15 protein-coding genes are annotated in these 19,495 nt (G+C 71.9%); all 15 read right to left on the bottom strand.

Annotated features, from left to right (window positions below; all coding sequences use genetic code 11):
* Window position 1 precedes the first annotated feature (1 nt).
* Window positions 2–553, bottom strand: coding sequence for a dTDP-4-dehydrorhamnose 3,5-epimerase family protein (locus OHS59_RS07350; protein ID WP_328492580.1), 552 nt, complete (start codon window positions 551–553; stop codon window positions 2–4).
* Complete coding sequence (locus tag OHS59_RS07355; protein ID WP_443061392.1) at window positions 550–1,857, bottom strand: polysaccharide pyruvyl transferase family protein; 1,308 nt, start codon at window positions 1,855–1,857, stop codon at window positions 550–552. The genes OHS59_RS07350 and OHS59_RS07355 overlap by 4 nt, the downstream gene beginning before the upstream one ends.
* Window positions 1,854–2,801 (bottom strand): glycosyltransferase family 2 protein, encoded by a 948-nt coding sequence (locus OHS59_RS07360; RefSeq protein ID WP_328492582.1) that lies wholly within the window; start codon window positions 2,799–2,801, stop codon window positions 1,854–1,856. Before OHS59_RS07360 ends, OHS59_RS07355 begins: the two co-directional genes overlap by 4 nt.
* The gene (locus OHS59_RS07365; protein WP_328492583.1) at window positions 2,798–4,117 is read right to left on the bottom strand and encodes a hypothetical protein; all 1,320 of its coding nucleotides are present in this window, start codon (window positions 4,115–4,117) and stop codon (window positions 2,798–2,800) included. Before OHS59_RS07365 ends, OHS59_RS07360 begins: the two co-directional genes overlap by 4 nt.
* On the bottom strand, window positions 4,114–5,412 hold the full coding sequence (locus tag OHS59_RS07370; RefSeq protein ID WP_328492584.1) for a DUF4910 domain-containing protein: 1,299 nt from the start codon (window positions 5,410–5,412) through the stop codon (window positions 4,114–4,116). Before OHS59_RS07370 ends, OHS59_RS07365 begins: the two co-directional genes overlap by 4 nt.
* The gene (locus OHS59_RS07375; RefSeq protein WP_328492585.1) at window positions 5,409–6,434 is read right to left on the bottom strand and encodes an NAD-dependent epimerase/dehydratase family protein; all 1,026 of its coding nucleotides are present in this window, start codon (window positions 6,432–6,434) and stop codon (window positions 5,409–5,411) included. The genes OHS59_RS07370 and OHS59_RS07375 overlap by 4 nt, the downstream gene beginning before the upstream one ends.
* 3 nt (window positions 6,435–6,437) lie before the next feature.
* Complete coding sequence (locus OHS59_RS07380; protein WP_328492586.1) at window positions 6,438–7,100, bottom strand: PIG-L deacetylase family protein; 663 nt, start codon at window positions 7,098–7,100, stop codon at window positions 6,438–6,440.
* Window positions 7,097–7,918, bottom strand: coding sequence for a glucose-1-phosphate cytidylyltransferase (locus OHS59_RS07385; RefSeq protein WP_328492587.1), 822 nt, complete (start codon window positions 7,916–7,918; stop codon window positions 7,097–7,099). The genes OHS59_RS07380 and OHS59_RS07385 overlap by 4 nt, the downstream gene beginning before the upstream one ends.
* On the bottom strand, window positions 7,915–9,168 hold the full coding sequence (locus tag OHS59_RS07390) for a class I SAM-dependent methyltransferase (RefSeq protein ID WP_328492588.1): 1,254 nt from the start codon (window positions 9,166–9,168) through the stop codon (window positions 7,915–7,917). The genes OHS59_RS07385 and OHS59_RS07390 overlap by 4 nt, the downstream gene beginning before the upstream one ends.
* Window positions 9,165–10,439: a glycosyltransferase gene (locus OHS59_RS07395; RefSeq protein WP_328492589.1), complete on the bottom strand. Its 1,275-nt coding sequence runs from the start codon at window positions 10,437–10,439 to the stop codon at window positions 9,165–9,167. Before OHS59_RS07395 ends, OHS59_RS07390 begins: the two co-directional genes overlap by 4 nt.
* An 8-nt stretch (window positions 10,440–10,447) precedes the next feature.
* A complete protein-coding gene (locus tag OHS59_RS07400; RefSeq protein ID WP_328499091.1) occupies window positions 10,448–11,746 on the bottom strand; it encodes an O-antigen ligase domain-containing protein in 1,299 nt (432 codons plus the stop codon).
* 1 nt (window position 11,747) lies between these two features.
* Complete coding sequence (locus tag OHS59_RS07405; protein ID WP_328492590.1) at window positions 11,748–13,298, bottom strand: right-handed parallel beta-helix repeat-containing protein; 1,551 nt, start codon at window positions 13,296–13,298, stop codon at window positions 11,748–11,750.
* A gap of 9 nt (window positions 13,299–13,307) precedes the next feature.
* Window positions 13,308–15,269: a heparinase II/III family protein gene (locus OHS59_RS07410; protein ID WP_328492591.1), complete on the bottom strand. Its 1,962-nt coding sequence runs from the start codon at window positions 15,267–15,269 to the stop codon at window positions 13,308–13,310.
* Window positions 15,266–17,482, bottom strand: coding sequence for a bi-domain-containing oxidoreductase (locus OHS59_RS07415; RefSeq protein WP_328492592.1), 2,217 nt, complete (start codon window positions 17,480–17,482; stop codon window positions 15,266–15,268). The genes OHS59_RS07410 and OHS59_RS07415 overlap by 4 nt, the downstream gene beginning before the upstream one ends.
* A gap of 82 nt (window positions 17,483–17,564) precedes the next feature.
* Window positions 17,565–19,493 carry an asparagine synthase (glutamine-hydrolyzing) gene (gene asnB / locus OHS59_RS07420; RefSeq protein ID WP_328492593.1) on the bottom strand — a complete coding sequence of 643 codons (1,929 nt, stop codon included), beginning with the start codon at window positions 19,491–19,493 and terminating at the stop codon, window positions 17,565–17,567.
* Window positions 19,494–19,495: the final 2 nt, after the last annotated feature.

Raw genomic sequence — 19,495 nt, forward strand, 5'->3', positions numbered from 1 at the left:
TTCAGCTCTCTCTCTGCGCCAGTGCCTCGGCGAGGCTCGGCGCCTTCCGGTCCCGGTCGGACATCGAGGTGGCCGGCAGCGGCCAGGGAATGGCGAGTTCCGGGTCGTCGAAGGCGATCGTCACGTCCTCGGCCGGATCGTGCGGGCGGTCGATCCGGTACGAGGTGTCGGCCGGCCCGGTCAGCGCCTGGAAGCCGTGCGCGCACCCCGCCGGGATGTAGAGGGTCGTCTGCGTCTCGTCGGACAGCTCGAAGAAGGCCCGGTTGCGGTAGGTCGGCGAGTCCGTCCGCAGGTCCACGACGACGTCGAAGATCTTCCCGTACGAGCACCGCACGAGCTTGGCCTCACCGGCGCCGGAGCGCAGGTGCAGGCCGCGCAGCACGCCCCGCGCCGAGCGGGACACGCTGTCCTGGATGAAGGCGTGCGGGTCGAGGCCCACCGAGCGGACCACGTCGGCGTCGAAGGTGCGGCTGAAGAAGCCGCGTTCGTCGGCGTGGGGCGTCGGCTCGAACAGGTACGCGCCCGCGATCTCCGGGACTTCGGTCGCTTTCATGGAATCTCCCGCAAGGCGTGGGCGTTGGCGTTGGCATCGGTGTGGGCTTGGACTTGGGCTCGGGTGCGGTCGGTCGCCGGGAACACGGCCGCGGTCAAGGCCGTGAACTGGTGTTCCAGGCGCCGAGTGGCGGCCAGGTTCCGCTCCGTAAGGGTGCGTCGCAGCTCCGCCGACCTCTGCTCCAGCTCCCGGAACTGCTCAAGCAGTCGGTCGGCGTCGACCTCGCGCGCCGGGTGGCAGTACGCGTCCAGTCCCATCTGGGCCATGAGCGCGTCGCTCTTCGCCGCGTAGCTGAGTGCGAGCGTCGGTGTGCCGACCTTCAGCGCGCAGATCAGGTTGTGGTAGCGGGTAGCCACCACGGTGTCGGCGGCGGCCGTCTCCTTCATCAGGTCGGCCAGGGAGGCCGTCTCGGCGGCGGTGACCAGCGGCGAGTCCACCGCGTCGAGGATCGCGGCGACCACCGTCGCGTCGCACTCGTCGCCGGTGAGCAGCCGTACGGGCCTGCCTTCCTCGGCCAGCGCGCGGACGAAACGGGTCGTCCCTTCGAGGTAGCGGCGGTGGATCTCCTCCGCGCGGGCGCGGTCGTCGTTGCCTCCGTGGAAGTCCATGACGCCGACGCATACCGGCCCCGGTGAGCCGAGAGCCGACTCCGCGGGCGCGCTCTCCCCCGGCGTCGGCAGGGCGAACGCGAGGTCCGGGTGGACCTCGTCGCGTGCGGTGTCGACGCCCATCCCCTGGAGTGCGTCGCGGGACTGGGCGTCCCGGTACGACCGGTAGGCGGCCAGCCGGGCCGACCAGCACACCAGGGCCCGGGTCGGCCGGTCACCGATCGGGGCGGCGCCGACGCCGACCAGCGCGACCCGGGTGCCGAACAGCCGGCCGCTCGCGCAGAGCAGGAACAGCGAGTACGGGAAGCCCCAGGGGCGCAGCGGCAGCGTGGCCTCCAGGACTCCCATGCCCGGCACGATCACCACGTCGTGCCGGCGCACCCAGGCGGCGGTGCGGAAGACGTCGACGAATTTGCCGAGCCCTTTCCCCACGATCGCGCCCAGGCGTGACGCGGTCCGGTACTCCCCCCGGTACCAGTGCAGTCGTGTCGCGGGGATCCGGTATCTGGTGGCGACGACCTCGGGGCCGCCGCACAGCGCGTCGACGGCCGCGTCCGGGTGGTCGGCGCGGAGGTATCCGAGCACGGCCTCCAGCGATCCGTCGTTGCCGAGGTTGCCGGAGCCGAGCAGGCCGAACACCCCTACGCGCACCGGGGTTTCGCCCCCACGCACCCTGGTTCCGCCCCCGGGCTTCATGCCTGCCTGCCCTCGCGTCCGGCGACGAGTGCGTCGACGGAGACGGTCAGCCGGGCCGGGTCGACCGGGGCGCGGTCCTCGACCCGCTCGCCGGCACCCGGCCGGACCCGGCTGGTCATCCACGAGGCGAGGTGGCGGTAGCAGGCGCGCCGGTCGGCCGGGGACAGCGGCGCCCGCCGGATCGCCGAGGCGAAGCCCCAGACGTACTCGGCGAGCAGCCGGGGCGTCGGGTGCAGGAGGCCCGCCCGGCGCGGGTCGAGGTTGACGCAGCGGGAGCGCTTGGAGGGGTTCGCCCGCTCGGCCCGGGTGGGGTGGTCGCGGCGGAAGTACAGCAGCTCCGGCACTTGGTGGAAGGGCCCGTGCAGGGTGATCTCGGCGACGAACGTGCGGTCCGCGTGGTGGTAGCTGTCGTGCGGCTTCACCCGGCGCAGCATGTCGGCGCGCATCACCCCGTAGAAGTCGTCGCCACCGGGCTCGAACAGCAGGCTGCGGAAGCGCTCGGGCGCGTGCGGCGAGTCGGTGGCGAGCCCGTACTCGTAGGGGACCTTCACCTGCCCGTCGCCGTCGATGACCGCCTGGCCGCTGTGCGCGAGGACCACGTCGGGCCGCTCGTCCAGGGTCTCGACGCAGGCCCGCAGCAGGTCGCGGGCGTACAGGTCGTCGTGTGAGGCCCACTTGAACAGTTCGCCGCGGCACTCGGTGAACACGTAGTTGTGGTTCGGCGCGGCGCCGATGTTCCGGGGCAGCCGGATGTACCGGATGCGTGAGTCCTTCGCGGCGTACCGGCGGCAGATGTCCTGGGTCCCGTCGGCCGAGGCGTTGTCGGAGATGACCAGCTCGAAGTCCTCGTACGTCTGGCCGAGCAGGGCGTCGAGCGACTCGGCGAGGTATTCCTCGCCGTTGTAGACGGGCAGGCCGATGCTCAGCCTGGGTTGGGCGGTCATGAAGTCCTCACTTCGGGAACGGAGTTGTGGTGGTGCTCGCGCAGGGCGGACCGCAGTTGCAGCCACCACACGGCCGAGGCGCAGACGGTCGCGGCGGCGACACCCCAGGCCGAGCCGACCGTGCCGGCCACGGCGGCACCGCCGAGGCCGCCGCCGACGTAGCAGGCGGAGGCGAACAGTTGGCAGCGCAGGCTGCGCCTGGCGGCGGCGAGCGCGCGCAGTCCGGCCGCCGCGCCGCTGCCGAGTCCGGCGCCCGCGACGCCGAGCGTGGCGGGCACGATGAGCTGCGAGGCGGAGTTCCAGACGTCGCCGAGTACGAACTCGCCCGCCCGGTCCGGCATCAGCAGGAGTGCCGCGCCCCAGAGCAGCGCGGCGGCGGCCTGGCCGCCGCCGAGGTAGAGGCAGAACTTGCCCAGTCGGTGCGGTGCCTGCCGCAGTACGCGGGCCGCCTCCGCGACGGTGACGAGCGAGAGGCCCATCAGCAGGGCGAGGAACGGGCCGAGGAGGAGTTCCGCGCCCCGGACCGCGCCCACCGCGCCGACGCCGACGATCACACCGAGTCCGTACGCCCGCAGTTGGCTCGCGCCGCTGAGGCTGACGTTCTCGACCAGGTAGCGGTAGCCGAGGTCGCGCTGTTCGCGCAGCCAGCCGCGCGCCTGGGTCAGCCGGGGTCGGATGCCGGACTGGAAGCAGCCGTAGACCGCGGCCACCGCGGCGGACACGCCCCAGGCGAGGACGAAGGCGGCCACGGTGTCCACACGGGCCGCCACCAGCATCGCCGGGACGAGCGCCACGCCCCACACGAGGTCGTTGAGGAACGCCTTACGTCCATCGCCCGCGGCGAAGAAGGCGAACCGCCAGGCGTCCTGGAGGAGCAGCGCCGGCAGGACGGCGCCGAGGCAGACGAACGCGGGTCCCACCCGGCCGCCGAGGCCCAGTCCGACCAGCAGGCACACCGCTCCGAGCGCGGCACCGACGCCGAGTGCGGCACCCGACGACCGGGCCGACGCCGCTCGCCAGGACGCGGTCGGTACGCCGCTGAAGCGCACCACGAGGGGGTCGGTGGCCAGCCCGCGGGAGACGTTGAGCACCACGCCGTAGGTCAGCCAGGCCAGGCTGAACACGCCGAACGCCGACAGGCCCAGCGAGCGAGCCACGTAGATGCCCACCGCGAAGTTGGTCATGCTGGAGGCCGCCTGGTCGGCCAGTCCCCAGGACAGCCGGCCGACCAGGGCCCGCTTGGCGGTCCGCCGGGCGGGGCCCGCCCCGTCCGCCGGTGTCGGCGTCCTGTCCCCCTCGGTGGTCATCGGCGTCATGCCTTGATCAGCCCGGCGCCGTGCAGGGCGTCGGCCGCGACGGCGACGGTGTCGAACGGCAGCCCCGACCGCTCGGCGACGTCCAGCAGACTGTGCTCGCCGTCGGACAGGTTGAGCACCCAGAGCATGGCCATCTGGGCCTGCTTGGCGTCGCTGCGGCCGCCGAGCGACTCGTACAACCCGCGCCGCCCCAGCTGTGGTTCGCCGTACGGGCTGAGGTTGTTGTACCGCCGGTTGCGGTCCAGCACGGCGAACGTCTCGCGGCAGACGGCGAGGGTGTCCGCCATCGCCTCCGGGGAGACGAAGTCCGGGTTGTCCGCCGAGGTGTGGTACTCGGGGTAGCCGGCGTACGGGGTCCGGGTGAGCGAGCCCACGCCGAGGTTGAACCCGGGTGAGCAGTACTGCCGCTCGTCGTAGCCGTACGGGGTGAACTCCGTCACCCGGTGCGGGCGTTCGGAGGCGGTCAGCACGTGCTGGATGACGCGGTCGATCTCCGCGTCGCCGCGCCTGCTCCGCTTGTAGTTCAGTTGGCCCCGGTCGCCCGCGCAGGCCAGCACGAGGCCGTGCTTGACCCGCTCCACCCGCTCGGCGTTGCGGGCCAGCCAGGTGATCGCCCCGATGGTGCCGGGCGCGAAGACGAACCGGTAGGTGTAGTACGGCGTTTCCTCGGCCAGCCGTTGCGCCAGGAACGTCGCCACCGCGATGCCGGCCAGGTTGTCGTTGGCCAGCGACGGGTGGCAGACGTGGCAGGAGACGATCACCTCGTCGGAGACCTGTCCGGGGACCACGTGCTCGGCGTAGGTGAGGTGCCCGTCGGCGAGCGTGGAGTCGACGCGTACCTCGTAGTCGCCGTCGGGCAGCGCGTCCAGGGTCTCCTGGGCCAGGCAGAAGCCCCACTTCGGCTCGTAGTAGCTCGTGCGGTACGGGACCCAGGTCGGCTGGTCCGGCAGCGTGTACAGGTGCTCGCGCAGCTCGGACAGCGGCATGGTCCTCGCCACCGGCACGCTGTAGCCGAGCACGTGCAGGCTGGACGCGGCGAAGTCGACGACCCGGTTGCCCTCGGCGTCGGCTATGTAGGCGTCCCGGATGTTCCACTCCTGAGGAATCGTCCAGTCGAGCACCTGCGTCCCGGTCGGTACCTCGTGCACCCGCAGCGGGAGGTACTCGCCGACGATGTCCAGGGTGGCGCGCACCCCGTCGCCGGTGATGCTCCGGCACAGCGGGTACAGCCGCTCCACCAGCGCGTGCATCCGCTCACCGGGCGTGGTCGTCGGCCGCTCGCCGGGCGTGGTCATCGGCGCCACCGCAGGGTGTCGTCCACGGCGCCGTTCTCGGACGCCGCGCGCAGCACGGCGAGGCGGGTGAAGCGCTGCTCGAAGTCCTCCCGTGTGAGCCCGTGCTCGCGGTAGGCGTCGGCGAGTTCGAGGGCGCCCCGCAGAACCGTCCACTCGCAGTCGAAGCCGGGGATCGCGGCGCGGAACCGGGAGAAGTCCACCCGGTACGACCGCGGGTCGGCGCCGTTCTCGCCGGTGATCCGCACCTTCGCGCCGGACACGGCCTCGGCGACCTGCTCGGCGATCTCGGCGACCGTGACGTTGTTGGTCTCGCTGCCGATGTTGAACGCCCGGTCGTGCACCGCTTCCCGGGGTGCGGTGAGCGCGGCCGTGAAGGCCCGGGCGATGTCGGCGGCGTGCACCAGCGGGCGCCAGGGCGTGCCGTCGGAGAGCACGAGGACCTCGCCGGACAGGAGGGCATGGCCCACCAGGTTGTTCAGCACGATGTCGGCGCGCAGCCGCGGCGAGTAGCCGAAGGCGGTGGCGTTGCGCATGAACACCGGGCTGAAGTCGCCGTCCGCGAGGGCGTGCAGGTCGTCCTCCACCCGCACCTTGGACTCCGCGTAGGGCGTCACCGGGCGCAGCGGGGCGTCCTCGGTCACCAGGTCGTCGCCGCCTGCGGCGCCGTACACCGAGCAGGTCGACGCGTACAGGAAGCGCCGTACTCCGGCGTCGTGGGCGAGCCGGGCCAGCCGTACGGAGGCGTGGTGGTTGATGTCGTAGGTGAGGTCGGGTGCCAGCGAGCCCAGCGGGTCGTTGGACAGCGCGGCCAGGTGGATCACGGCGTCCACCCCGGCCACGTGCTCGGCCGTGACGTCCCGCAGGTCCACCCGTGTCCCCGGCGGGTCCTCGGGCCGCGGCCCGAGGACGCAGTCGGCGAACAGGCCGGAGTCAAGACCGACGACCTCGTGTCCGGCGGCCGTGAGGACCGGGGCCATCACGGTGCCCAGGTAGCCCTGATGTCCGGTCAGCAGTACGCGCAAGGTTCATTCCCCCAGTGAGAAGGTGCCCAGGTCGAGCGTGAGTTTGGTGACGGCGAACGCCTCGGCGTAGCGCGCGTGGCATTCGATGCCGCGGATCCGTGCAAGACCGAGGAATGCCTCCCGGTCGTACCAGGGACGGTGCCGCTGCGAGGGGTAGTGCTCCTGCAGCAGCCGCACCTTGTGTTCGGCGGTCTCCGGCGACAGTGGCTGGTACGCCGTCGGACGGCCGAGGTCGCCGTCCCATTTGACGATCTCGTAGCCGAGCACGAGGTGGTCGCGGAACGCGGTGGGTATCAGTCGCGCCAGGCCGCGGTGGTCCTGGTGCGCGTCCTCGGTCCGCGGGGCGAGCACGAGGTCGGGTTCGGTCTGCGCGCGCAGCTCCTCGACGGCGGCCTTGGCCTCCTCCCACTGCGCCGGCAGCCTGCCGTCCGCCAGCTTGAGGACGGTCAGCCGCAGGTCGGCGCCCGGGCAGAAGGCGGCGAGCGCGGCCCGCTCCTCCTGCTCCCGGTCGCTGCCGCCGCCGGAGAGGACCAGGGCGTCGACTCGTATGCCCGGCCGTGCGAGGCACATCGTCAGCAGGGTGCCGCCGGCGCCGATGGCGATGTCGTCGCAGTGCGCGCCCACCGCGACGATCCGCTCCGGGGGTCCGGCCCCGAGCCGGATCACGCTCTGGCTCCGGCGGCGTAGTCGCTGCCTGTCGCGGGCACGCCGTCGCGTTCCCACACGGCCCACGGGCGGTCGCCCCGGGCGTAGGCCTCGTCGAGCGCGGCCTTCTCCTTGACGGTGTCGGTCGGCTTCCAGAAGCCGCGGTGCTGGTGCGCCACCAGCCTGCCCTTCTTGGCCAGTTGGCCGCAGCCGTCGGCGACGAGGTCGCCGCCCTCCGGGATGTGGTCGAAGATCTCCTGGCGGAGCACGAAGTAGCCGCCGTTCTCCCACAGCGGCATGTCACTCACCGCGGTGATGCCGCCCACCAGTCCGTCCTCGCCCAGGTCCACGCAGTGGAACGAGGACTGCGGCGGCACCACCATCATCGACGCGCCGGCGTCGCGCCGGGCGAACTGGTCGATCATCTGGGGCAGCGGGGCGTCGGTGAGTACGTCGGCGTAGTTGGCGAGGAACATCTCGTCGCCGTCCAGGTGGTGCCGCACCCGGCGCAGCCGCTCCCCGATCGGCGACTCGATGCCGGTCTGCGCGAACGTGATCGTCCAGTCGGCTATGTCGGTGGACAGCAGCTCGGTCCGCCCGCCGCGCAGGACGAAGTCGTTGGACGTCGTCTCCTCGTAGTTGAGGAAGAAGTCCTTGATGTGGTGGGCGCCGTAGCCGAGGCACAGGATGAACTCCGTGTGCCCGAAGTACGCGTAGTAGCGCATGACATGCCAGATCAGCGGCCTCGGGCCGACCATCGCCATCGGCTTGGGCGTGTCGTCGGAGGCTCCGTTGCGCATACGGAGCCCGTAACCGCCGCAGAACAGAACGACCTTCATGCTGCTATCTCCTTCACGACGTGGCCCTCGACAATGCTGAGTTCCGGGATGGGGAAGACCAGCCGGCCGCCCCAGTCGTGCACGAAGGACAGCTGCTCGACCAGTTCGGCCCGCAGGTTCCACGGGAGGACGAGGACGTAGTCCGGCTTGTCGGCGGCTATCTGCTCGGGCGGCAGGATCGGGATGCGGGTGCCGGGGGTGAACCTGCCGTGCTTGTACGGGTTGCGGTCGACCGTGTACGCGAGCAGGTCGGGGCGGATGCCGCAGTGGTTGAGCAGGGTGTTGCCCTTGCCGGGGGCGCCGTAGCCGACGACGGTCTCACCGCGTTCGGCCGCCTCGATGAGGAACTTCAGGAGGTCCCGGCGGACCTTGGCCACCCGGGCGGAGAACTCGGTGTACCCGGACAGTTCCTGCAGCCCGGCTGCCTTCTCCCGGTCCAGCACGTCGGCCACCCGCTGGGAGGGCTCGCCCGCCACCTCGGCGGGGCGGGCCAGAAGCCGGATGGAGCCGCCGTGGGTGGGCAGCAACTCGACGTCCACGAGCGTGAGTCCGCCGCTCGCGAGGGCCCGGATGGCGGACGCGACCGTGTAGTACTGGAAGTGCTCGTGGTAGATCGTGTCGTACTGGTTCTCCTCGATCAGGGTCAGCAGGTGCTGCACCTCGATGGAGACCCAGCCGTCGTCGGCGACCAGGGCGCGCAGCCCCTGGGTGAAGCCGACCACGTCGGGGATGTGCGCGTACACGTTGTTGGCCACGACCAGGTTCGCCGGGCCGTGTTCGGCGCGGACGGCGGCGCCGGTCTCCGGGGACAGGAACTCCGTGAGCGTGGGCACACCCGCCTCACGTGCGGCGGCGCCGACGTTCACCGACGGCTCGATGCCGAGGCAGCGGATCCCCCGGTCCACCACGTGCTTCAGCAGGTATCCGTCGTTGCTCGCGACCTCGACCACGAAGGAGTCGGGGCCCAGACCCACCCGCTGCACGGCGTCCGCGACAAAGGTGCGCGCGTGCTCCACCCAGGAGGTCGAGAACGAGGAGAAGTACGCGTACTCCTTGAACGTCTCCTCCGGCGTGATCAGCGGAGGGATCTGCGCGAGCCAGCATGCGGTGCAAACCCGCAGATGCAGCGGGTACGCGGGCTCCGGCCGGTCCAGTTGGTCCGCGGCGAGGAAACTCTCGCACGGCGGTGTCGCTCCGAGATCGACGACGCTGGTCATCGCCGCCGAGCCGCAGAGTCGGCATCCTGTCATCTGTTTCCCCCATTTCCGCTCGCGCGGGTGCTCCCCCGCGAGCCGGTGCTTCCGTCCTCTGCCGGCGGCGGGCCGTCCCCGCCGCCGGACCGCGCCGCGATCGCGGTGCGGTACCCGTCCACCAGGCGCTCAAGACCGACGGCCGGGCTGAAGTCCTGTTCGTAACGGCGCCGGGCCGCCTGTCCCATCTCCCGGTTGCGGTCCGGCTCCGCCGTGATCCGGCGCAGCCCGGACGCGAGCGAGGCGCTCCCGCCCGGATCGTGCAGCAGCCCGGTCACCCCGTCCTCGACGAGTTCGACGAAGGCGCCGTGACCCGCGGCGACGACCGGGACCCCCGCCGCCATCGCCTCCACGACCACCAGGCCGAACGCCTCAAGCCACGTCGAGGGAGCGACCACGGCGACCGACCGCGCGATGGCCCGCCGGCACTGCGCCGGGTCGTACAGGCCGACGTACCGCACGTCGTCCCGGCCCGCCGCCCAGGCGGTCACCTCTTCCTCCAGCGGCCCCGAGCCGGCGATGACGAGCGGTACGCCCACCCCGCCGCCCGCCGCGATCTCGTCCCAGGCGGCCATGAGCAGCCGTACGCCCTTGGTCTCCGCGAGGCGGCCGAGATAGAGCACATGCTCGCCGGCGCCCGATCGGCGGTCGTCCGGGTCGGGCACGAAGTTGTGCTTCACCATCAGCCGCCCGGCCGGCATGCCGGACCGCGCCAGGACGTCGCGCTGCGCCCCGGAGATGCAGAAGAACCGGTCCACGCCGGACCACCACCGCCGCCGGTTGGCCGACAGACTGAGCGCGAGCGGCACCGTCGCCAGCCGGGAGTTCCGGTAGCAGCCGTGCCGGACCGCGGGCAGCGGTGCCTTTCCGACGCACTCGGTGCACGGCCGGCCGTCCCGCTGCAGCGTGCCGGGCGGGCAGACCTGCGTGTAGTTGTGCAGCGTGGCGACGACGGGCACACCGGCGTCGGCGCAGGCGGCCAGTACGGCGGGCGACAGGAGCGGGAAGACGTTGTGGACGTGGACCACGTCCGGCCGCTCGGCGCGAAGGCGGGTCGCCAGCTCCGAGCGGACCGACGGGTTCCACGGCACGAGCAGCGGTACCGCGGCCTTGGCCGGCAGGGACATGGCGGCAATGTCGTCGCTGCGCCGCTCGAACATCTCGACCCGGTGGCCGGCTGCGCGCAGCAGCCCCACCTCCTGGTCCACGACCTTGTTCTCCCCGCTCGGCTGCGCCGAGGAATAGCGGTTGTGCACCACGATGACGTGCATGGGTGAGGTCACCTCCTGTCCTGGGCCCAGCGCGGGACACGTCGTCGGGGAACCGCGGGCGCCGCGAGGGGCGTGGCCGGGGCGGGCGCAGCCAACAGGGCGGCGGCCAGCGCCAGATGGAGCAGATAGGGCGAGGCGTCGCCGAGACCGGCCTCGGTGTACGAGGCGATCCCGCAGTAGCTGATCAGGAAGATCGCGCAGGCCCTCGGCAGTGACGGCGGCCGCAGCAGCGCGACACCGCCCAGCACGACGATGATCGCCGCCACGAGGGTGACGCCGGTCCAGCCCTGCTCGTGGTAGACGGCCAGCCAGCTGTTGTCGATGGGCAGCCCGCCGAACGACTTGTCGCCCAGGCCCATGCCGAACAGCTTCTCCCCGGTCGTCCGGGGCGCGGCCAGCAGGGCGTCCCAGACCTTGGCCCGGCCGGTGAGACTGGTGAGGTTCTCCTGACTCTGTCCGCGCAGGAACCATGCCCGCAGCGCGGAGGCGAAGCCCACCGCGGCCACCACGGCGACGAGCACCGTCCAGGTGAAGAAGCGGCGGGCGGCGGCGCTGGTCAGGATGAGCGAGCCGATCGCCAGCACCAGCCCGATGATCAGGCCGAGCGTGGCCGTACGGGTGTGGGTCATCGCGAGCAGGACGAGCGAGGGCACGATGACGACCGTCGCGCCGGCCCTGTCGGTCCTGCGGCCCACCAGGAGCAGCACGGTGAGCCCGATGATCACCGCGGCGTACTGGCCGATCTGCGGCGGGGTGAGCGGCCACAGCGCGCCGACGAGGCGTCCGCCGTAGGTCTCGGGCATGGCCGCGCCCGGTGAGACGATCGCGCCGGCGGCGACCGACCCGAGGACCGCGAAGTACATCCGGATGTGGTGCCGGACGAACGTCAGGCCGCCGTCCCACCAGCGGGTGAGCAGCCACAGCGTGCCGACGAAGAGCGCCAGCCGGGTGCAGCGGAAGAGCGCGCCGAGCCCGGACTCCAGTTGCAGGCTGGAGATCAGGCTCGGTACCAGCAGCAGGGTGAGCAGGAGCACGTAGGCGCTGGGCCGGATGCGCAGCCGGAGGTTGAGCGCGAGCGCCAGGGTGAACGCGGCGACCAGCGCGCCCATGGTGACCAGCTGGATGAGGGAACGGGGCAGCGGGATGATGGTCTTCGCGCCGGCGGAGCCGAGCGTGTTGAGGATCAGCAGACCCCAGACGATCCCGACGAGCTTCGGGGGGCCGGCCGGGCGCTGTTCGACGCCCGGCGGTGTGCCCGCCGTGTCCGCTCCGCCCGGCGGGCCGCCGCGCCGCAGGTCCTGGCCCATCTCAACCACCGGCCTGTTGGTCGAGGGTGCTGCCCTCGTCCTGCTGGTAGGGCGTGCCCTGCCACTGCCCGAAGTCGAGCACCCGGCTGGGGTCGTGGGCGACGAACGTCCATGACCCGAGGTAGACGTTGTCGTGCCAGCGGTTGTGCTGCTTGAGGGTGATCGCCTCGGCCACGCGCTCGCCCTTGTACGGCGACCAGTCCGGATAGGTGCCGTAGTTGGACAGCACCGCCATGCGGTCGCACTTCACCGTGCACTTGACGACGGACTTGTCCAGGACGAAGCGGTTGGCGTGGATGTCCACCCGCTGGGTCTTCCACCGGCAGTCGGCGTAGAGGGGTGCGTCGGCGATCGCCTTCTTCTTGCAGCGGTCGGTGTCCCGCACCAGCAGCGTGCAGTCGCCGGAGGAGGTGTTGGCCGGGCTGTTGCAGAACCTGTCGGCGTTCTCCCACAGGGTGATCCCGGACCAGTTGTTCTCCAGCACGTTCCGGTAGACCTCGATCTTGTCCGTACGGGCCGGGATCCGTGGTTCGCCGCCGGACTCGGACAGGTAGATCGTCGCGAACGGGAAGCTGTCGCCGCGTTCGGCGTATCTGCGGCCCTCCACCCAGTTGTTGCGCCGGATGAGGTTCTGCCGGATGACCGCGTTGTAGCTGGTCTCGTACATCAGCGCGGCGCCGTCGTTGTCCTCCAGCACGTTGTTCTCGATGCGGAAGTCGTTGTTGTTGGTGTCCGCCCACAACCCGGCTCCGCGGTTGTCGTGCACCCAGTTGCCGCGTATGTCGGCGCCGTCGACGGCCCAGAACTTGATGCCGCCGGTGCAGCCGCAGCCCGGCCGCTTCCGCTCCCAGTCGCCGGTGTTGTTGCCCGTGATCTCGTTGCCCTCGACCACCAGGTCCTTGAGGGGGTCGCCGGCCTTGTACGCGTTCATGCCGTACTGGCCGTTGCCGCGCAGGCAGCTGTCGCGGACCTTCTGGCGGGCACCGGCCATCAGTCCGGCGCCGGAGTTGCGCTGGATCGTGGCGTGCTCGATCACCCAGCCGTCGGCCGAGTCGTGGTTGACCACGCCCTCGTCGTGCGGTGCGACGAATCCCTGCACGGTCAGGTAGCGGATGGTGACGTCGCGGGCGCTGCCGCCGAACGCGTACTGGTTGGTCTTCCGGCCGTCGAACACCGCGCCCGGTGCGCCGAGATAGCGGTTCCCCTTCTTGGGGATGACCTGGGCGTAACGGTCCGATGCGAGCCGGTGCTTGCCCGGCCGGAGCCAGAACGTGGTGTTCGCGGGGCTGCTCTTGGTCTTGGCGGCCAGGTCACCGACCACCGAGGGGTCGACCGTCACCGCGCCCGCCGGCGCCTTCGTGGGACCGGCCGCGGGCTTGGCGCACACCCGGGCCACGGACCGGGCCTCGGACTTGGACGGCGCGACGGTCGTCGACGAGGCGCCGCTCGGCTTCACCGGGGCGTCCGGTGCGCTCACACAGCCGGTCGCGGCCAGCAGGATCAGCACCAGCGGTGCCGTGGGCAACGCCCAGTGCCGTCTTCTGATCACCACGCGCCCTCCCTAAGCGAACCTGAGTACGGTGGTGAACCCCTGCGCGCTGTCGGCGAAGCCGGTGCCGATCAGCGTGGTGGCGGGTTCCTTGCGTCCGAAGCCGGCGGAGTACCAGCCGAGCGGCGGGTCGCTCTCGCCGCGATGCGCCTGCCAGCTCAGCTCTCCCGGCAGTTCGAGCACCGCGGAGCGCGCCTCGCCGTCCCGCGTCCAGGTGAGCTCGGCCCGGTCGCCCACCAGGTCAGCGGTGATCGCCGGTCCGAGGTGGAAGGCCAGGTGGGCGGCCCGGCGCGGGCCGCGCACCTCGTCCACCACCCGCAACTCCTTCTTCGCGGCGGTCAGTTCCACCCGGCGGCGGTGCACGGAGCCCTGGTAGCCGTCGTGTTCGGCGCACCAGCGGGCCGTTCCCCCGTCGGCGGCGCCGGACGTGTCCGCGGCCAGGACGCGGCTGCGGGCGTGCCGGGTCCACAGGAACGGACCGCCGGAGACGGACTGGTCGGCGCCGTCCAGTTGCAGGGTGTTGTGGCCGCGGGTGGAGCGGAAGTACTGCCGCCACTCGGGCTGCCCGTGGTAGCAGAACGTCCCCGGGTCGGCGAGCACGTCGACCCCGTCGTGCCGGACCTCGACGGACAGGGCGTCCGCGTGGGCATGCGCGGCGATGGACAGGAAGCCGTGCGGGCCCCCGTCGCAGCGGCACCAGATCTGCTCCGGGCCGCGCAGGATCGTGAGCCCCGCGTCGGCGAAGTGTCCCGGCCGGCCGGTGGGCCGGGACACGGTTCCGTTCTTCGCGTACGGCCTGACGAGCGCGGCGAGGAGCGGGGTGCGCACGTCGGTACCGGTCACCGCGGGCCACCAGTCGAGCCGGCCGAACACGGCGTCCCCGGTGGCGAGGAGCGAGGCCCAGCGGTCGGTGCCGGTGCCGTCCACGACCAGCCCGTGCCCGTCGTCCGCGTCGCCCTGGCGCGGTGGCCGGAGCCGGTTGTCCACGACGGCCGCGAGCGCGTCGGTCATCCGCAGCAGCACCAGCCGGACCGTCGCGGGGACCGGCACGTCGGCGGCGTCCGCCTCGGCCACCGCGGCCAGGCCCAGCTCAAGGACGAGCCCGTGGTATTCGGTGGCCAGCTCGCGGTTGAGGCCGGAGCCGAAGGTGTTGGCGCGCAGGTGCCGTTCGAGGGACCGCAGCGCGTCGGCTCCCCACCGCTGCGAGGAGGGGAACCAGCCGAACGCGCAGGCCGCGGCGAACTGCCCGGCGGTCTCGGCGATGACGTGGTTGTTCGCCGAGGACCCCCGGCTGGGGTAGGCGGCCAGCCAGCGCTGGTGGTGCCAGATCTGGTTCAGCGCCACCGGGTTGGCCTCGAACAGGCCGGCCGCGCCCGCCCAGCCGTCGAGCAGCCGGCGGATCCACACCCAGGACAGCAGCCGGATCCCCAGCTCGATGCCGCTGATCCAGTGCACCCCGTGCAGCGGCGGGTTGGCCGCCCACCACGACCGCAGGTGCTCGGCCACCCGTTCGGCGTACCGCTCGTTCCCGGTGATCGCGTAGGCGGCGGCGAGGACGGTGAGGTACTGGTGCCGGGACGGCTCCCAGATCTGCTTGATGTCCCCGGCCGCGTCCTCGCTGCGGTATGGCACGTCGAAGGCGTAGCCGGCCGGGGCCCGGCGGCCGGTCTTCGGGTCGTACCACCAGTCCGGGTCGGTCAGGTCGTCGCGGGCCACCCCGAAGAACTCGGCGTGGCCGTCCATCAGCCGGTCCGCCTCGGCGACGAGACGTTTCGCGGCGTCCGCCGGGACCGCGGCGATCGTCCCGGCGGGCAGTACCGCGGTGAACCGGGCGCCGGTCACGCTCGGGCAGTCGGGCGGCGCCGACCGCCACCGGCGTCTGCGCACCGCGTCGCCCACCCGGCCGCCGACCTCGCGCGGTCCCATCCGGGACAGCCGCCGCAGGTACCAGGCCAGAGGTGTGCTCTCGGTCATCGTGCCCTCGCCAACGTCACCGGCGCGCCGCCGGCCAGACCGGCCGGCACGGCGAGGGTGGCCGCCGTGGTGGCCACCAGCGACTCCAGCGGCACCGGCATCGGCCCGCCGGTCCGCACGGCCCGGATGAACGCGGCCAGTTCGGCGGACTGGCCCTTGTCCCTGGCCTTGGGCAGCCGCGAGCTGACCCACTTCCTACGGCCGGCCCCGCCGTCCGCGAAGACCGAGGCGCGGACGAAGTCGTCGAGCCGCAGCACCTTGCCGTCCGCGAGGAGGTCCAGGGTCTCCTTGGGGAAGCCTGCCGCGCCGGTGGTGACGTAACTGATGGTGGCGGTGGACCCGTCCGGGTAGCCCAGCACGATCTGCAGGTCCTCGTTGCCGGGCGCGGCGACGGCGTACACCGATACCGGGTCGGCGTCGAGCAGCCAGCTCGCCGTGTCGATGAAGTGGCCGCCCTCGCCGGCGAACCGGGAGCCCTCGGTGCCGTGTCGGAGGTACCAGCTGCCGTGCTGCAGCCGGCCCGCGTTGACCAGGTAGCGCAGGCTCGCCGGACCGGTCCGGGCGCCGAACCGCTTCTTGGCCTCCTGCAGCAGCGGGGCGAAGCGGCGGTTGAAGCCCACCTGCAGCCGGTCGTTGCCGGACTCCTCCACCGTCGCGAGCACGCCGGCCAGCTCGTCCTCGGAGAGGGCGAGGGGCTTCTCCACGAACACCGCCTTGCCGGCGAGGAGCGCCCTGCGGGTCAGTTCGGCGTGCGAGCTGTGCCGGGTGACGACGAACACCGCGTCGATGGACTTGTCGTCGAGCACGGCGTCGAGATCGGTGCTCGCCTCGGCGAAGCCGAACTTCCGCTTCGCGTTGGCCGCGGACAGCGCCGTCGTGGTGACGACCGTGGACAGCTCGACGCCGTCGCGCTGTGTCAGGTGCGGCAGCAGCATCGACGTCGCGTAGTTCCCGGCGCCGACGAAGGCCAGCCGCACCGGCGCCGTGGCGGACCGCGCCGGGGTGGCCGCTTTGTCGCCGCGTCGCACCGCGGGCACGGTCACCTCGGGGGCCACCGCCGGGGCCTGTGCTTCGGCCGACGGTTCGGCCGGGCCGGGGTAGCGGAACAGCACGGCCACGGCCTTCAGGTCGCCGTCCTTCAGGCTCCGGTACGTCTCGACGGCGTCGTCGAAGTCGGCGATGTGGGAGACCAGAGGCTCCACGTCGACGCGGCGGCGGGCGACGAGATCGAGGAAGCAGGCGAGGTTGCGGCGCTCGGTCCAGCGCACATAGCCGATCGGGTAGTCCCGCCCCTCCAGCTCGTACGACGGGTCGTAGCGCCCGGGGCCGTAACTGCGGGAGAACCGGACGTCCAGTTCCTTCTCGTAGTACGCGTTCCACGGCAGGTCCAGGCGGCACTTGCCGATGTCGACGACCCGCCCGCGGTCCCGGGCCAGCTTCGCGGCCAGCTCGACGGGTTGGTTGCTGCCGCCGCCCGCGGCCAGGTACACCTGGTCCACGCCGTGGCCGTCGGTGAGTTCGGCGACGGCCGCTTCCACGGCGGTGGACGCGGGATCGCCGCAGGCCTCGGCGCCCAGGCGTTCGGCGAGTTCGCAGCGCGCCGGGTCGGGGTCGGCCCCGACGACACGGACTCCCGAGGCGGCGAGGAGCTGCACCACCAGTTGCCCGATCAGCCCGAGGCCGATGACGAGCGCCACCTCGCCGAGTTGCGGCTCGCCCTGGCGGACGCCCTGCATCGCGATCGAACCGACGGTGCCGAAGGCCGCGTGCCGCGGCGCGAGCCCGTCCGGGACCGGCGCGTAGAGGTTTCTCGGCACCCAGTTCAGCTCGGCGTGCAGCGCGTGCTCGTTGCCCGCGCAGGCCACGAGGTCGCCGACCTTCACGTCGTCGATCCCGGCGCCGACCTGCTCGACCACCCCGCACAGCGAGTAGCCCAGCGGCGTGTAGGAGTCCAGCTTGCCCATCACCTTGCGGTAGGTGGCGGGCACCCCGTTGGTGGCCACGCTCTGCATGACCTTGGCCACCTGGTCCGGCCGCGAGCGGGCCTTGCCCACCATCGACATGCCGGCCTCGGACACCTTCATCAACTCGGTCCCGGTGGAGATCAGCGAGTAGGCGCTGCGGACCAGCACGCCGCCCGGCTTGCACCCCGGTACCGGCACGTCGAGCAGCGCCAGTTCGCCGCTCTTGTAGTTCTGCACAACCTGTTTCACCCGAACTCCTCTTGATTCCTACGCCGTCAAGCCGTCGTGCAGTCGAGCCGTCGTGCTGTCTTGCCGTAGTGCTGTCGTGCCGTCACGCCGCCTGGCTCCGGCCGGAGCCGGACGTCGCGTCGCGGTACCAGTACTCAAGGGTCAGTACGTGCCACAGGTGCTTGGAGAAGTCCCGCTGCCCGGCGGCGTCCTCGGCGACCATGCGGGCCAGCGCGTCGCGGCGCAGGATCCCGGAGTTGACCAGCACGCCGTCGTTGATCACCTCGCGCACCAGCGGTGCCAGGTCCCGGCTCATCCAGGCGCGCAGCGGGGCGCTGAACAGGCCCTTGGGCCGGTACACGATCTCCCGGGGCAGGATCGAGGTGGCCGCCTCCTTGAGGACGGCCTTGCCCTGCCGTCCGACGATCTTGCGATCGCCGGGCACCGCGAAGGCCGCCTTCACCACCTCGACATCCACGTACGGCACCCGCACCTCGGTCGACGCGGCCATGCTGGAGCGGTCCGTGTAGGCGAGGTTCAGGCCCGGCAGGAACATCCGGGCGTCGCCCAGGCACATGCGGTTGACGAAGTCGTCGAGCTCGTTGTCCTGGTAGATGTCCGCGTGCTCGGTCACCACGTCCTCGACCGTGCCGGCCAGGTCCGGATCGACCAGGGCGAGCAGTTCGTCCTGGTCGTACATGGTGTAGCTGCGCCGGAACGCGGTCTCCTCCGGCAGGTCGGCGAAGGAGAGGAAGCGTTTCGCGAAGCGCACCGACCGGTAGCCGCGGCGGGCCGTGGCGACCGGCAGCCGGTCCACGGTCGCCGACAGGCCGCGGCGCAGGGGCCGCGGGATGCGCTGGTAGCGCAGCGCGAGCGTGTTGGCCAGGTGCTTGCGGTACCCGGCGAACAGTTCGTCCGCGCCCATCCCCGAGAGCATCACCTTGACGCCTGCCTCCCGGGCGGCCGAGCAGATCAGATAGGTGTTGATCGCGGCGGGGTCGCCGATCGGCTCGTCCAGGCTGTACGTCATCTGCGGCAGCAGGTCGAGGACGTTCGGGGCGATCTCGATCTCGTGCAGGTCGACGCCGAACCGCTCGGCGACCTGCCGGGCGTAGCGCAGGTCGTCGGGCATCGCCTCGAACTTGGCGTCCTCGGCGCGGAACCCGATCGTGTAGGCGGAGATCCCTGGTCGGTCGCGGGCCGCCAGCGCGGTCAGATAGCTGGAGTCGAGACCGCCGGAGAGAAAGGTCGCCACGGGGACGTCGGAGAGCAGGTGCTGCCGGGTCGACTCCTCGATGACGGCGGCCAGGTCCGGCCGTTCGCCGCCGCGGGCCCGCTCCTGTCCCTCGGCGGCGACGTCCTTGAGGTTCCAGTACCGGCCGCGCTCCACCCGGCCGTCGGGCCGGCACCGCAGCCAGCTGCCCGGCGGCAGTTTCTCCGCCTCGCTGAACGCGCAGCGCGAGTCGGGAACCCAGTAGTACAGCAGGGAGGCCACCAGTGCCGCATGGTCCACCTGCAGCGTTCCGCCGGTCACGGCGGCGAGCGCCTTGAGTTCGGAGGCGAACATCAGGCCCTCGCCGCGCCGGAGCAGGAACAGCGGCTTGATGCCGAGCTGGTCGCGGGCGAGCACCAGGTCACCGGTCCGCTCGTCGAAGACCGCGAACGCGAACATGCCGCGCAGCCGGGGCAGGCAGTCCGTGCCCCAGCGCCGCCAGGCCTCAAGGAGCACCTCGGTGTCGGAGGTGCCGCGGAAGCGCACCCCGGCGGCCGCCAGCTCGGCACGGAGCTCGGGCGCGTTGTACAGCTCGCCGTTGTACGTCAGGACGAGGCCGTCCGAGACCATCGGCTGGGCGCCGGTCTCGGACAGGTCGATGATGGCCAGCCGACGGTGTCCGAGGTGCACTTCGCCGTCACCGACGGAGTGGCTGTAGCGGCCCGCCCCGTCCGGACCGCGGTGGGCGAGGGTGTCGGTGAGCCGGTCGGTGACGGCCTTCCCGTCGGGCCATCGGTACGTGCCTGCGATGCCACACATGT

This window comes from Streptomyces sp. NBC_00414 (genome assembly GCF_036038375.1).
Lineage (GTDB): Bacteria > Actinomycetota > Actinomycetes > Streptomycetales > Streptomycetaceae > Streptomyces.